Genomic DNA, 13,624 nt, shown 5'->3' with positions numbered 1-13,624 from the left:
CATCCTTACTTAGAAAGAGTTGAACTATTCAAATACTTAAAGAACTCGCTGTCAGGCTTAAGCACAAACAAATCTTTCTTACCTTCGAAACTATCTCGGTAAGCTTGAAGACTACGATAGAAATCATAGAACTCTGGATCTTGCTTATAGACTTTAGAATAAATCGCTGCCGCTTGCGCATCACCGTCACCGCGAATCATTTCTGCATCACGCTGAGCTTCCGCTTCAAGCACGACGCGCTGACGATCTGCATCCGCTCGAATACCTTCCGCCAACTCAAGACCTTTCGATCTGTGCTCACGCGCTTCTCGCTCACGCTCCGTTCTCATACGCTGATAAACAGACTCACTAACATCTGGTGGTAGCTCGATTCGTTTGACTCGAATATCAACGATCTTGATACCCAATTCAGACTGAGCCACTTTATCCAAGTTGTCACGCAACTCTGTCATCAACTGATCACGCTGACCAGAAACCACCTCTGTCATGGTGCGCTCACCAAATTGGTTACGCAACCCTGTGTCTACTCGAGAGGAAAGTACTCGGTTTGCAACAAACTCGTCACCTGACGTTGCTTGATAAAACTTATCAACGGATTCGATTTTCCATTTAACGTAAGAATCAACGATTACCGCTTTCTTCTCAAGCGTCAAATAACGCTGTGGGCGTGAGTCCATTGTCAAAATACGTGCGTCAAATTTCTTCACTTCATTAACAACAGGAATCTTAAAATGCAGACCCGGCTTAACATCCGCATCCACAATCTCACCAAATTTAAGCACCACAGCTCGCTGCGTCTCTTTCACAACATAAAGTGTTTGAGATGCCACCAAAATAGCAATCAACGCAGCAAATAGAATTGAAAAAGAAAGTCCTTTCATTAGTTTCTCCCCTGTCTATTTACCGTTGAACCTTGGCGCTTACGAAGCTCATCTATTACTTGGTCCGTTATCGTACCAATGCTATTAGAATCGAGAGACCTAACGTCTACTTTGCTTCCTGAAGCTTGATTTTTCATCAACTGGTCCAGAGGCAGGTACATCATATTATTACCGTCTTCGGTATCCACAACGACCTTATTAGTGTCTTTATAAACAGACTCCATGGTCTCAATGTAGAGACGACGACGCGTCACATCTGGTGCTTTAACATACTCACGGTATAAACGATCAAAACGATCCGCTTGACCACTTGCACGAGCCACTATTTCAGAACGATACGCCTCAGCTTCTTCTCTAATACGCTGCGCTTTACCACGCGCCTCAGGAATAATACCGTTAGCATAGGATTCCGCTTCGTTGCGCACGCGCAACTCATCTTCTTTCGCCTTGATAACGTCATCAAACGCCTCTTGCACCTGAGTCGGAGCCTGAGTGTTTTCCACGTTTACTTTAGAAATAAGTAAGCCAGTACCATAAGCGTTGTTGTAATCTTGCAGGCGAGCTTTTACTTCTGTCGCTAACAATTCACGACCTTCTGTAAGAATCTGATCCATTTCAGAGCTACCAACAACATGACGCAACGCACTTTCTGTTGCCTGGGCAAGAGACTCTTCAGGATCACGCACATTCAACAGGAAATCTTTTGGATTTTCTACCGAATACTGCACAGAAACACTGACATCAACGATATTATCATCAACTGTCAACATCAAAGCCTTGTGATCGTGGGAACGTACTTTTGTCACATTCACCTTGCTCACAGAATCCACCAAAGGCGCATTCCAATGCAAACCAGGCATCACGGTCTCATGGTATTTACCCAAACGCAGCACTACGCCACGCTCTTGCTGATCTACCTGATAAACCCCTGACGCAGCCCACAAACCCAGCAAAGCAATCAGCACAATCGCAATTAAGCTACCGCCAAATTTACCAGAGAAGCCAGAATCACCGCCGCCGCCAGAACCACCTTTACGGCCTTTCTTGACGCCCAGCATACCCATTAGCTTTCTGAAGGCTTCATCAAGGTCTGGTGGACTTTGATCATTACCACCAGTTTGACGACCCCACGGATCACTACCATTGGAATCCTTTTCGCGACCGTCATTTGGGCGACCCCCATCGGTACGGTTTTTATCCGGATTCCATGGGTCCTTGTCGTTATTACCCGGTTCATTCCAGGCCATACTACATCTCCACTTTATTTTAATGATAATCAAATCTTGAGTTATGCAGCTTCAATCTGATCTTCAGACATTCCAGCACGCGCTAGTATTTGTAAATAGTCCTTTTTTGGCAACCTTACTTCTAAGATAGACTGCCCAAACTCATCATAGCGTTCAGAACGAACCGCTCCTTGCTCAAACAACATCGCCCGTAAGCGACCATACTCATTTGGCAACACTAGCGTTTCATTGAGTACATCTTCCGCCAAAAGTTCCGCTATCGCCTGCTGTAACAAGTCAATTCCCACACCGTCACGAGCAGATACCCAGACACGAACTGGCTTACCATCTGGATCTCGATCAATACGAGCCTCACCCGTTGGCAACATATCAATCTTATTGAAGACTTTAAGTGTTGGCACTTCCTCTGCGCCAATCTCTTGCAGCACACTTTCCACTTCTGAAATATTTTCATCTCGGGATAAATCCGCCGCATCAACAATGTGAAGCAACAAATCCGCTTCAGAAGACTCTTTTAATGTCGCCTGAAACGCTTTTACCAAGCGGTGCGGTAATTGTCGAATAAAACCTACCGTATCCGCCAATACAACCGTTCCGATTTGCTCTAGATCTAAACGTCGCAACGTTGGATCCAAGGTAGCAAACAACTGGTCGGCCGCATACACGTCCGCGCCAGTGGCACGATTAAACAAGGTTGATTTACCCGCATTGGTGTAGCCCACCAAAGACACAGTCGGTACCGCTGAACGGGAACGAGCTCGACGACTTTGGTCACGTTGTGCATTTACTTTATCTAAGCGTTTTTGAATGGCTTTGATACGCTCACGCAACAAACGACGGTCAGTTTCTAGCTGAGTTTCACCTGGGCCACGCATACCAATACCGCCTTTCTGGCGCTCCAAGTGAGTCCAGCCTCGAATCAGCCGTGTAGACATATGCTGAAGCTGGGCAAGCTCTACTTGTAACTTACCTTCATGGGTACGTGCACGCTGGGCAAAAATATCCAAGATCAATCCAGTGCGGTCAAGCACTCGACAATTCAAAATACTTTCTAGGTTACGCTCTTGAGAAGGAGACAAAGCGTGATCAAAAAGGACGACTTCTGCCCCTTCTCGATCAACAATGCCTTTGATTTCATCCAATTTGCCAGTACCGACAAAATATCTGGAATCAGGACGCTGGCGAGATCCGGTAACAACCGCTATCGGATCTGCACCAGCAGAGATGGAAAGTTCAACAAACTCTTCCGGTCCATAGGATTCACGCTGATCATGAAACTCCATATGAACCAATACTGCAATTTCACCACTATCGGGGCGTTCAAAAAACAAATTAATATTCCTCAGTTTGCCCTGTTAACAGCAAACTATTCAGTAGCATCTTCCGGCTGATCAGGAGACGGGACACGGATAGTACGAGAAGGCACAACAGTTGAAATGGCATGCTTATATACCATTTGGCTGACTGTGTTTTTCAAAAGAATCACAAACTGATCAAAGGATTCGATTTGACCTTGAAGTTTAATACCATTTACAAGAAAGATAGAAACAGGCACTCTCTCTTTACGTAAAACATTTAGATAAGGGTCTTGTAATGATTGCCCTTTCGACATTGGAATCTCCTTAAGCAAGCGCAAAAAAATAAAATTAATCTTAGTAAAACAATACGGTAGATAGTACACGAAATCTTTCTTTATTTCCCCTATATAATCCTGCTTTCTATGTAATTCAAGGCCTGAGAGACAAGATCTTTCGACAAACTGTCAAAAATCATCAAATCATCCCACCCTCGAAGCCAAGTTAGCTGTCTTTTGGCAAGCTGGCGAGTGGCAACCACTCCCTTAAAGATAGCATCTTCAAGCAAATCGTCACCATTTAAATAGTGCCACAGCTGCCGATAACCAACACAGCGCATAGAAGGCAGATCAATCGACAAATCACCACGCTGATATAAGGATTCAACCTCCTGTAAAAAGCCTTGATCCATCATCTCGTAAAAACGCTGCTCAATTCGTGCGTGCAACTCACTTCTTTCTTTTGGCATAACAGCCAAATTCACCATATCAAAGGGCAAAGAGACCGGCTCTTGTTCCGCCCACCATTGAGTCATCGAACGCCCCGACACTCGGTACACTTCTAACGCCCTTTGTAAACGCTGAGGGTCGTTAGGATGAATACGTAACGCTGACTCAGGGTCGACCCGCGCCAACTCCTCGTGCAACGCCGGCCAACCCTTGTCTGCCGCTTCCTGCTCAAGAGCGGCCCTAATACTGTCATCAGCACTAGGCAGTGGCGCCAAGCCCTTTTGCAAAGCATTGAAATACATCATGGTGCCACCCACTAACAAAGGCGTTTTGCCCGCCGCAATAATTTCCTGCGACTGAGTCACGGCATCTTCTACAAAATCCGCCGCCGAATAGGACTCAAGAGGGTCAATAATATCAATCAGGCGGTGTGGCGCTTTCGCCAAGATGCTGGCATCCGGTTTGGCGGTACCAATATCCATACCTTTATAAACCAAGGCAGAGTCAACACTAATAATTTCATAGCCGTGATTTTGTGCCAACTCAACCGCCAACCCTGTCTTACCTGACGCCGTCGGCCCCATTAAACAAACAACACTCGGTTTTGCCATACTAGCGCCCTCGTAAAAATAATTTATCAAGATCAGACATTGTCATCTGAGTCCAGGTTGGGCGACCATGATTACACTGACCACTCCTCTCGGTAATCTCCATGTCACGCAGCAGGCTGTTCATTTCCGCAATCGTCAATTTACGATTCGCCCGCACCGCACCATGACAAGACATGGTAGCCATTAATTCATTTGCTCTGGCTTCTAACAAATCAGACACACCGTTAGTAGACAGATCACTAATAACATCTCGAACAAGCGCCTCAGCATCTGCTTTAATCAGGATAATAGGCACTTCTCGCACCATCACACTCTCTAGACCGGTGCGCTCAACCCTGAAACCAAAGGCAGAAAACACATCAGCGCTCTCTTCCACCAAATCCGCTTCGCTTTGTGAGACAGACACATTAATGGGAACCAACAAGGGCTGAGTAGCGATGCTTTTCTCATAAAATGAGGCTTTCATTCGTTCGTAAACAATACGTTCATGGGCCGCATGCATATCCACTAGAATCAAGCCATTTTCGCTTTCTGACAAGATATAAACACCATGCAACTGAGCCACAGCAAAACCCAAGGGCGGCACAGTTTGGTAACCCTCTTTTATCTCCCCAGAAAAAGTCGAGTTCACAGGCAAAGCAAAACCATTCACTTGGCGAATTTCACCCGTCAGCGGATCCACCTGCTCACCATCAGCCGAGGAAAAACCACCAGTCGGCGTATAACCAGAAGCGGAAGCGTAATCATTGGCATAACCAGACAAACGCTGCATCCCTTCCAGCTGCCCTGCTACTTGTCCGGAATCGACTCGCGTTGGTGACGCCTGCATCCAGTCCGAACCGCCCGTAGGCCGATTTGCCAAGGGCAATGCAGACTGCTCCGTGATTGCTGGCTCTTGATGCACGCCACCTTGTGAAACACTTAATCCTGTCTCTGCATCCTCTGTCCCTTCCGATTCAGGACGCACATCAGCAATCGCTTTATGAATCCGACTAAACAGAAAATCATGCACTAAGCGGCCATCACGAAAACGTACTTCATGCTTAGTAGGATGAACGTTAACATCCACTGTTGCTGGGTCTAATTCCAAATACAAAACAAAGGTAGGGTGACGACCATTGTATAAAACATCTCGATAGGCTTGACGCACCGCATGGGCCACCAGCTTATCTTTCACCACCCGACCGTTAACAAAAAAGTACTGCAAATCCGCCTGCGAACGCGAGAAAGTTGGCAGACCAATCCAACCCCACAAGCGCAACCCAGCTGCCTCCACATCGATAGTCAAAGCATTTTCGATGAACTTCTTACCCAACAAACTGGCCAACCGATGCTCTGCGTGCAACTGATCTGTCACAGGACGAAGGTCATACACCTGCTTGCCATTGTGACTTAATCGAAAACCTGTGTCGTAACGACTCAAGGCAAGCCGCTTCACCACCTCTTCAAGATGGTTAAATTCGGTTTTTTCAGTACGCAGAAACTTACGCCGAGCCGGCGTATTAAAAAACAAATCTCGGACATCTATCGTGGTGCCTTTAGGGTGAGAGGCAGGGCGCACTGAGGTGCTCATATCCTTGCCTTCTGTTTCCACCCGCCATGCATCATCCTCACCTTCTGCCTGGGAAGTTAAATGCAAACGCGACACCGAACTAATACTGGCCAACGCTTCTCCGCGAAAGCCGAGCGTACGAACCGCTTCCAGATCGTCCAAGGTGATAATTTTACTGGTCGCATGGCGACTCAACGCCAAGGACAAATCGTCTTTTAATATGCCCGCACCATTATCACGAATTTTGATGCGCCTAACGCCGCCCTGCTCCACATCAATATCAAGCTGCGTTGCACCTGCGTCCAGGCTATTTTCAAGCAACTCTTTAACCACAGAAGCTGGACGTTCGACCACCTCACCTGCCGCGATTTGGTTTGCTAAACGAGGGGATAAAAGATTAATTCTTTGCATGAACTGCCTTTCATTGGGAACAACTCCCACCTGTAAGCAGGAGTTGCTATCGATTAACTTGCCGGAATAAGAAGTTTTTGGCCCACCCAAATAACATCATTTTTTAGGGAATTGGCACTTCTTAAGGCACTAAGAGAAACATTGTTACGACGCGCAATCTGGGAAAGCGTATCGCCTCGGGCCACCGTATAAGCATAACCAGCATGACGTTGTTGCTTCCATGCCAGCAAGGTCCCTTTCGGTGCATTGTTAGTAAAATAGCCCACTATGCCACTGGAAATCGCAGCCGCCATCTTATAACGATAGGTTTTGCTGGACAGATTCTTCGCTTCGGTACTGTTAGAAACAAAACCGGTTTCTATCAAAATGGATGGAATATCCGGAGATTTCAAGACCACAAAGCCCGCTTGTTGAACCGTATTTTTGTGCAACCTAGCCACGCCCTTTAAATCACTCAGAACGCTAGTACCTACGTTTAAGCTCATTTGAATCGTCGAATTCATCGACATATCCAGCAAGACTTCAGCCAACAACTGATCTTTATCGTCCAGCGAAATCCCGCCCACCAAATCTGCAGAGTTTTCTTGCTGCGCCAACCAGCGCCCCATTTCAGAGGATTTACCACTTAACGATAACGCCCATACCGAAGCCCCACGAGCACTGGCCCGGGTAAAGGAGTCAGCGTGTATCGACACCATTAAGTCAGCATTCGCTTCGCGCGCAACCTTAGATCGATCCCTAAGCTTTAAAAACACATCAGTAGAACGGGTTAGCACCGCTTTAAAACCATCCACTTTATTGATGCGCCTAGCCAATTCTTTTGCGATAGACAGCACAATGTCTTTTTCACGAACCCGATACTTACCCAACGCACCAGGGTCTTTGCCACCGTGACCTGGGTCGATCGCAATAACAATATCCCGTTTTGCACTTTCGATAGACGCTAAGCTTTTGACGGCTTTCGCAACCTGCTTAGTGCCATAACTGAGTTCCACCAAAATACGCGGGCCATATTGACCATTGGCTGCCAACACCGTGCTTTTCGCACGCACCTGTTGGGATAAATCGAGCACGAATCGAACCCCGTCGTTTCGGCGAGCGTAACGCACCCGCATCAAAACACCAGAAGACAGCGCGGACAAATGATTAACCACAGTCTCACTTAAATGGACTTTACTAATATCCAACACCACACGATCTGGATTAGATAATGGAAACATTCTGTGCTCTGATGCTGCCGTCAATTCAAAGACCAATCGTGTGACACCATTTTGTTGCCCCACACGAATGTCGCGAATTTCAGCCGCAGACACATCAAAACACGCCAACAATAAAAAAAAGTGGCAGAAAAAAATTAGATAAGTGCGAAATTTATTATGCATATCAGACAGCTAGCTAGTATATGTGACACACTATAACTGCTGACTAAGTGGATCTCAATCTTAGTCAGTAGAAAGACATTAACAGACCAACTAAATCTTCACCTCCGATAAACTGCGCAAAGCCAACGAGCCTTTTTCAGTGCCCGAAGCGACGACCACTTTGCGCCCTTGAGCAATACGCTCAATCGAGACAATCACATCAGCCTCAGGCAACACGCCAAGCCCCATTTCAGCCCACTCAATCAAGCACACGCCGCGTTCTGTAAAATAGTCCCGAATCCCCATGTATTCCAATTCTTCCGCATCGCCCACGCGATACAAATCAAAATGAAACACTTCTAAGTCGGTAAACTCATAAGGCTCAACAAGCGTATACGTCGGACTCTTCACTGGACCTTCATATCCTAGGCCTCGTAATACGCCACGCACCATGGTTGTTTTACCCATACCAAGATCCCCTTCAAGGTAAACCACCGCACCTTTATTAAACGCTTGCGCCAAGCCAGCACCAAATGCCTCCATGGCCTCTTCGCCATACACTTCTTTTTCAACTCGCATTACTTTGTCATTCCTCAATAGTTGCTGGCCGTTCAATCTAAATAATCCAATACATCATAAGGCTGACCACAATGAACCCCCTTATGCACCGCCATTTCACCTGCGGCGTAATTGTGCCAAGAAACCGCCATTAAAGCAGCCTCCAAAGTGTCTTTATAGTAGGCCAGCGTAGCACCAAGCATGCCACTCAACACATCCCCCGAACCACCTTTAGATAACACAGGTTCAGATTTGCCTGCCATATACACGTCTCCTCGCTCATTGACCACCAATGTTGTCACTCCTTTCAACACCACGACACAGCGATAACGCCGCGCCAGCAATAACGCAGCCTTTATTGGCGAGCGGTTCACTTGCTCAATTTGCCAACCCAATAAGCGAGCAGCCTCCCCCAAATGAGGCGTAATAACAGAGCCTATTGGCAACTCAACCTCAGAGTCTTGTGACAACCAAAAAAGCCCATCAGCATCCAGCACGGTAGGCAAAGACAAAGCCATCATTTGTGTAAATAGCTGCTGCCCCCACCGTGCGCGCCCCAACCCTGGACCCAACACCAACACACAGTGATTGCGAATACCTAATGACAACACTTGTTCCTGCTGTGCATCAAACGCCATAACATTCGGATTACGCACCAACGAAGCTGTCACATGTTCCCATCGAGTAAGTAACGCAACGGTTCCTGCGCCGGTTTTCGATGCCGCTTCACTCGCCATCAAAGCCGCCCCACCATAGCCATGATCACCCCCAACAACAGCAACATGACCATAACTGCCTTTATGACTGTCCAAATAACGCGGGCAAGGCTTCTGTTTTACGAACTGTCGCACATCCAGCCAGTGCAGCTGACCACCCGCTAACGACATTTCAGCCATTATTGACTGCGAACCCAAACTGTCATTTATTAACTGTCCGGCCGCTATGCCACCACGTCCAAGTAAGTTGCCTATTTTTAGCTGCACCATAGATATGGTTAAGTCCGCCTCAACACATTGCTGAGCATAGCCAGTATCCGCATCAACCCCAGTCGGCAGGTCGATGGCCACCACGGCCGCCCCCTTATGCTTGGTCTGATTGATCCAGTGCACCACGCACTGCAAATCTTCCCTAAGCGGCAAACGTGCACCAATCCCCAACACCCCATCCACCACAACCGCAGCGGAACATACCTGCTCAATAGAAAACAACTCAACGTTTACCTTAGCCCGTTGCGCTGCCTCAAAGGCACGCAGAGCATCACCGCTGCGTGGGGAGTGAGCACAATCCAGCACCAATACCTGCAACCCCGCCTGCTTGAGCAAAACCGCCAACAACAGGCCATCTCCGCCATTATTACCAGCCCCAGCTAAGATGACAAAATGCTGAGCATCAGGCCATTTTGTGACAATATGCTTAAACAAAGCTTGAGCTGCTCGCTCCATAACGGTAAAACTGTTTCCCTCAAATGAAAACAATGCTTTCTCTATCTGCCTGATAGACGCCACATTGAAAACAGGCTGAGTCGAAAAAGCACCAATATGTCTCATTATTTTCATCTCCTATGCCCGAGATATAAGGTTATCTATGGATTGGCTACTGATCTCACTGATTGCACTGGCTGTTATTTTAACAGGTATTTCTAAAGGCGGTTTTTCAGGTGCCTTTGGCATTCTAGCGGTACCACTCATCTCCCTAAAAACTTCCCCCATGCACGCGGCGGCAATCATGCTTCCAGTGCTCTGCCTTATGGATCTTTTTACGGTACAAAAATTTTGGCAGAAATGGGACGCCGCACAATTAAAAACATGCATACCACCCGCTATTATAGGCGTTATTATCGGCGGCCTAACAGCTAGCTGGTTTTCAGAGGACTGGCTAAAAATACTAGTCGGGGTAATTGCTATCGGCTTCTCCATCAACTCTTGGCCCACGGAAAAACGCAAACAAACACTTCAACCGCTAAGCGCTCTAGCATCAAAAAGCTGGTGCACATTAGGCGGATTTACCAGCTTTATCGCCCATGCTGGCGGTGCCCCAATGAGTGTTCATCTACTAAGAGCAAAGCTGGGGAAAACCCATTATGTTGCCACTGCGGCGGTTATTTTTGCCGCCATAAACTACGCAAAGCTCATTCCATACTCTCTTCTTGGCGAGTTTGATAGCCGCACAATCCTACTGTCGCTATGCTTCACTCCCCTAGCCTACCTTGGTGTACAGCTAGGTGCTTGGCTGCATTACAGGCTGTCTTCTGATACTTTTTTTAAATGCATCTTCACTTTTCTTTTTCTCACCGGCCTCAAACTCAGTTACGACGGCATCATGGCCATTATATAAAAAAGACGCACTTAACTAAGCGCGCCTTTTCGAAAATACCCTGTCAATATCAGGTCAAACCAAACATAGTACTACGATAATGCTGCAGCTCACCAATGGATTCCATAATATCGTCCAACGCTAGATGCGCACCTTTTTTCGTAAAACCTTCTAACGCCTCTGGCTTCCAACGTCTCGCCAACTCTTTGATGGTGCTCACATCAATATAACGGTAGTGGAAAAACGCCTCTAGCTTCGGCATGTAACGATATAAGAAGCGGCGATCTTGCCCCACACTGTTACCGCAAATTGGGGACGCACCAGCAGGCAAATACTGCTCTAAGAAAGCAATGGTTTCTGCTTCAGCCTGGGCCATGCTGATATCCGATGACAAAACACGCGCCGTTAATCCTGACTCTCCGTGGTGCTGCGTACACCACTCATCCATGGCATCCATTACCGCTTTATCTTGGTGAATCACCAGGTTTGGCCCTTTGGCCAACACATTTAAGTCTTTATCCGTCACCACGGTCGCAATTTCGATGATGGTTTCTTTTTCTGGATCCAATCCGGTCATTTCTAGATCAATCCACACTAAATTTTCATTACTAAAGCTCATCTTTGCCCAAATCCTTTATTATCAATGCCAAGCATTATACTCTATGCCCCTTACTATATGACCAGTCGAATCTAATGTCGAAGCGAAAACTAACCAAACAGCAAACTTGGCGAATCGAAAGAATTCAAAAAGAACGCATAGAACGCACACAAAAGCGTAATGAACGCGCCGAAGAGGCGTTACAATCCTCAGACCTAGGACCAGAAACCAGCGGTATTATTTTGTCGCATTTTGGCACTCAGGTAGAAGTAGAAGGCACCCAAGAACCTTTTATTGGGGTGGCTACACGCTGTAACTTACGCGCCAACCTGGGCCAACTGGTGACCGGCGACAAAGTTATCTGGAGAGCAAAACAAAATGAAGGCGGTGTCGTGGTGGCAACCACGCCACGCGCAACCTCACTTTCTCGCCCAGACATGCACGGCCGATTAAAACCCGTGGCCGCCAATATTGACCACATCGTAATTGTGATCGCGGTGGAACCCGAGGCTCACGCCAATCTTATTGACCGCTACTTGGTGGCCGCAGAGACAGTCGGCATTCCACCCGTCATCTTGCTCAACAAAAGCGACCTCATCAATGAGAGCAACAAAGCTGGGCTCGACTCATTAATGAGCACCTACGAAAACCTTGGCTATCAAATTATCCGCACCTCTATTTCTAACCAAGCAGGCATGGAGTCTTTGTATGATTTTATGCAAAACAAAACCAGCGTTTTTGTTGGTCAATCTGGGGTCGGTAAATCGTCTTTAATTAGCACCCTGTTACCAGGTGTCGACATTACTGTCGGTGAGCTTTCTCAAAAAAGAAAGAAAGGGGTTCACACTACCACCGCCGCTCGCCTCTTCCACATGCCTAAAGGGGGAGATTTGATTGACTCACCAGGAATCCGAGAGTTCGGCTTATGGCATATTTCTGAAGAAGAACTTCTCAATGGCTTTATTGAGTTTCGGCCACATATTGGCTACTGCCGCTTTAGAGATTGCGCCCATGAAAAAGAACCAGGCTGTGCCATTCTAGAAGCCCTTGAAAAAGGCGAAATAGAACAACATCGATTTGAAAGCTACTTAAGAATCAAGCAATCAATCCGCGACAACAACGCCTTCTAAACGAAGGCGCTGTTCTTTCTTACTCTCCTAAAATACCGCTTCAGGAGACAAATCTAACGCATCTTGCTGACCCACTGGGCCGTAATTAAGCCGATTTCTCGCTAGCAATTCTTTGTAAGCCGAGTCGGTTAATAAGGTAATACTAATACGACGATTTTCTGGACTATTAGGGTCCACTCGGTTGTATGGTACAGTGTCTGACAAGCCAATCACCTGAGCAATACGCCGATCATTTACCCCACCTTCTTCCAAAATACGGCGCGCCGCATTGGCTCGACGTGAGGACAGATCCCAGTTATCCAAACCATCTCCTCCAAATTTCACCGAATCCGTGTGTCCTGTAATGGTAATCGGATTGCTAACATTGGCAAAAATGGGGGCCATACTGAGCAGCATGTTTTCAAAATCTGGAATAAATTGCGCACTACCACGCTCAAACATTGGCTTGTCAGGATCATCCAACAAGGTAATCCGCACCCCTTGTGGCGTAATTTCAATACGGATGTTATTCATCAGAGCATTGCTTAGGTTCATTTTCTTTAAATCAGCCTGCAACACCCGATTCATTTCCTCACGCTCTTTTTGAGCGTCATCCCGCGCTTTTTCTTGTTGCTTATTGAGCTCCTTGGTACTGCCTGGATCAGGCAAATCAAGATCCAACTTTTTTTCCGTACTTTTCGCCGGACTGCCACCCAAATCAATAGGCTCCGCACTAAAACCAGAAGTCGACTGCCCAAGGGGATCGTTAAAATACCCCTGTATAGTCACCAACTCTTCAGGCGAGGCAACATTAATGACCCATAACACCAGGAAAAAGGCCATCATAGCCAAAGCAAAGTCCGCCAGAGCTATTTTCCAGGCACCACCATGGTGACCACCTTTCTTAACTTTTTTCACTCGGCGAATAATGATATTTCCAGAGCCTATCGCCATAACAAG

The 13,624-nt window shown here is 46.9% G+C and carries 13 protein-coding genes; 2 read left to right on the top strand and 11 right to left on the bottom strand.

Annotation, left to right across the window (positions count from 1 at the left end):
• Nucleotides 1-5: 5 nt before the first annotated feature.
• From hflC to DFP81_RS15205, 9 genes are all read right to left on the bottom strand, one after another.
• Nucleotides 6-881 (bottom strand): protease modulator HflC, encoded by an 876-nt coding sequence (gene hflC, locus DFP81_RS15245; protein WP_115898765.1) that lies wholly within the window; start codon nucleotides 879-881, stop codon nucleotides 6-8.
• Complete coding sequence (gene hflK / locus DFP81_RS15240; protein ID WP_115898764.1) at nucleotides 881-2,128, bottom strand: FtsH protease activity modulator HflK; 1,248 nt, start codon at nucleotides 2,126-2,128, stop codon at nucleotides 881-883. The genes hflC and hflK overlap by 1 nt, the downstream gene beginning before the upstream one ends.
• A 41-nt stretch (nucleotides 2,129-2,169) precedes the next feature.
• Nucleotides 2,170-3,459: a ribosome rescue GTPase HflX gene (hflX, locus tag DFP81_RS15235; protein ID WP_115898763.1), complete on the bottom strand. Its 1,290-nt coding sequence runs from the start codon at nucleotides 3,457-3,459 to the stop codon at nucleotides 2,170-2,172.
• Nucleotides 3,460-3,494: 35 nt separating this feature from the next.
• On the bottom strand, nucleotides 3,495-3,740 hold the full coding sequence (hfq, locus tag DFP81_RS15230; protein ID WP_115898762.1) for an RNA chaperone Hfq: 246 nt from the start codon (nucleotides 3,738-3,740) through the stop codon (nucleotides 3,495-3,497).
• Nucleotides 3,741-3,829: 89 nt separating this feature from the next.
• Nucleotides 3,830-4,762 carry a tRNA (adenosine(37)-N6)-dimethylallyltransferase MiaA gene (miaA, locus tag DFP81_RS15225; protein WP_115898761.1) on the bottom strand — a complete coding sequence of 311 codons (933 nt, stop codon included), beginning with the start codon at nucleotides 4,760-4,762 and terminating at the stop codon, nucleotides 3,830-3,832.
• Nucleotide 4,763: 1 nt separating this feature from the next.
• On the bottom strand, nucleotides 4,764-6,725 hold the full coding sequence (gene mutL / locus DFP81_RS15220) for a DNA mismatch repair endonuclease MutL (protein ID WP_115898760.1): 1,962 nt from the start codon (nucleotides 6,723-6,725) through the stop codon (nucleotides 4,764-4,766).
• Between the two features lie 53 nt (nucleotides 6,726-6,778).
• Nucleotides 6,779-8,107, bottom strand: a complete 1,329-nt coding sequence (locus tag DFP81_RS15215) for an N-acetylmuramoyl-L-alanine amidase (protein ID WP_115898759.1) — start codon at nucleotides 8,105-8,107, stop codon at nucleotides 6,779-6,781.
• 90 nt (nucleotides 8,108-8,197) lie between these two features.
• The gene (gene tsaE / locus DFP81_RS15210) at nucleotides 8,198-8,665 is read right to left on the bottom strand and encodes a tRNA (adenosine(37)-N6)-threonylcarbamoyltransferase complex ATPase subunit type 1 TsaE (RefSeq protein ID WP_115898758.1); all 468 of its coding nucleotides are present in this window, start codon (nucleotides 8,663-8,665) and stop codon (nucleotides 8,198-8,200) included.
• 32 nt (nucleotides 8,666-8,697) lie between these two features.
• On the bottom strand, nucleotides 8,698-10,191 hold the full coding sequence (locus DFP81_RS15205; RefSeq protein WP_181903115.1) for an NAD(P)H-hydrate dehydratase: 1,494 nt from the start codon (nucleotides 10,189-10,191) through the stop codon (nucleotides 8,698-8,700).
• A 37-nt stretch (nucleotides 10,192-10,228) separates the two neighbouring features.
• On the opposite strand from DFP81_RS15205, the gene DFP81_RS15200 reads away from it, so the two are divergent.
• Nucleotides 10,229-10,978 (top strand): sulfite exporter TauE/SafE family protein, encoded by a 750-nt coding sequence (locus DFP81_RS15200; protein WP_115898756.1) that lies wholly within the window; start codon nucleotides 10,229-10,231, stop codon nucleotides 10,976-10,978.
• Nucleotides 10,979-11,027: 49 nt separating this feature from the next.
• Here the strand turns inward: DFP81_RS15200 and orn are convergent, their stop codons facing one another.
• Nucleotides 11,028-11,576 (bottom strand): oligoribonuclease, encoded by a 549-nt coding sequence (gene orn / locus DFP81_RS15195; RefSeq protein WP_115898755.1) that lies wholly within the window; start codon nucleotides 11,574-11,576, stop codon nucleotides 11,028-11,030.
• A 74-nt stretch (nucleotides 11,577-11,650) separates the two neighbouring features.
• On the opposite strand from orn, the gene rsgA reads away from it, so the two are divergent.
• On the top strand, nucleotides 11,651-12,685 hold the full coding sequence (rsgA, locus tag DFP81_RS15190; RefSeq protein ID WP_115898754.1) for a small ribosomal subunit biogenesis GTPase RsgA: 1,035 nt from the start codon (nucleotides 11,651-11,653) through the stop codon (nucleotides 12,683-12,685).
• 27 nt (nucleotides 12,686-12,712) lie between these two features.
• On the opposite strand, the gene DFP81_RS15185 is transcribed toward rsgA, so the two are convergent.
• On the bottom strand, nucleotides 12,713-13,618 hold the full coding sequence (locus DFP81_RS15185) for a flagellar motor protein MotB (protein WP_115898753.1): 906 nt from the start codon (nucleotides 13,616-13,618) through the stop codon (nucleotides 12,713-12,715).
• Nucleotides 13,619-13,624: the final 6 nt, after the last annotated feature.

The organism is Marinomonas pollencensis (assembly GCF_003387375.1).
GTDB classification, from domain to species: Bacteria; Pseudomonadota; Gammaproteobacteria; order Pseudomonadales; family Marinomonadaceae; genus Marinomonas; species Marinomonas pollencensis.
The sequence above is the reverse complement of the archived record's forward strand: the minus strand, read 5'-3'. Positions and strand labels throughout refer to the sequence as shown.

Bases quoted from the DNA above. Each gene is read 5' to 3' on its own strand.
- hflC (WP_115898765.1), bottom strand. From the start codon at position 881: ATGAAAGGACTTTCTTTTTCAATTCTATTTGCTGCGTTGATTGCTATT.
- hflK (WP_115898764.1), bottom strand. From the start codon at position 2,128: ATGGCCTGGAATGAACCGGGTAATAACGACAAGGACCCATGGAATCCG.
- hfq (WP_115898762.1), bottom strand. From the start codon at position 3,740: ATGTCGAAAGGGCAATCATTACAAGACCCTTATCTAAATGTTTTACGT.
- miaA (WP_115898761.1), bottom strand. From the start codon at position 4,762: ATGGCAAAACCGAGTGTTGTTTGTTTAATGGGGCCGACGGCGTCAGGT.
- mutL (WP_115898760.1), bottom strand. From the start codon at position 6,725: ATGCAAAGAATTAATCTTTTATCCCCTCGTTTAGCAAACCAAATCGCG.
- DFP81_RS15215 (WP_115898759.1), bottom strand. From the start codon at position 8,107: ATGCATAATAAATTTCGCACTTATCTAATTTTTTTCTGCCACTTTTTT.
- tsaE (WP_115898758.1), bottom strand. From the start codon at position 8,665: ATGCGAGTTGAAAAAGAAGTGTATGGCGAAGAGGCCATGGAGGCATTT.
- DFP81_RS15205 (WP_181903115.1), bottom strand. From the start codon at position 10,191: ATGAGACATATTGGTGCTTTTTCGACTCAGCCTGTTTTCAATGTGGCG.
- DFP81_RS15200 (WP_115898756.1), top strand. From the start codon at position 10,229: ATGGATTGGCTACTGATCTCACTGATTGCACTGGCTGTTATTTTAACA.
- orn (WP_115898755.1), bottom strand. From the start codon at position 11,576: ATGAGCTTTAGTAATGAAAATTTAGTGTGGATTGATCTAGAAATGACC.
- rsgA (WP_115898754.1), top strand. From the start codon at position 11,651: ATGTCGAAGCGAAAACTAACCAAACAGCAAACTTGGCGAATCGAAAGA.
- DFP81_RS15185 (WP_115898753.1), bottom strand. From the start codon at position 13,618: ATGGCGATAGGCTCTGGAAATATCATTATTCGCCGAGTGAAAAAAGTT.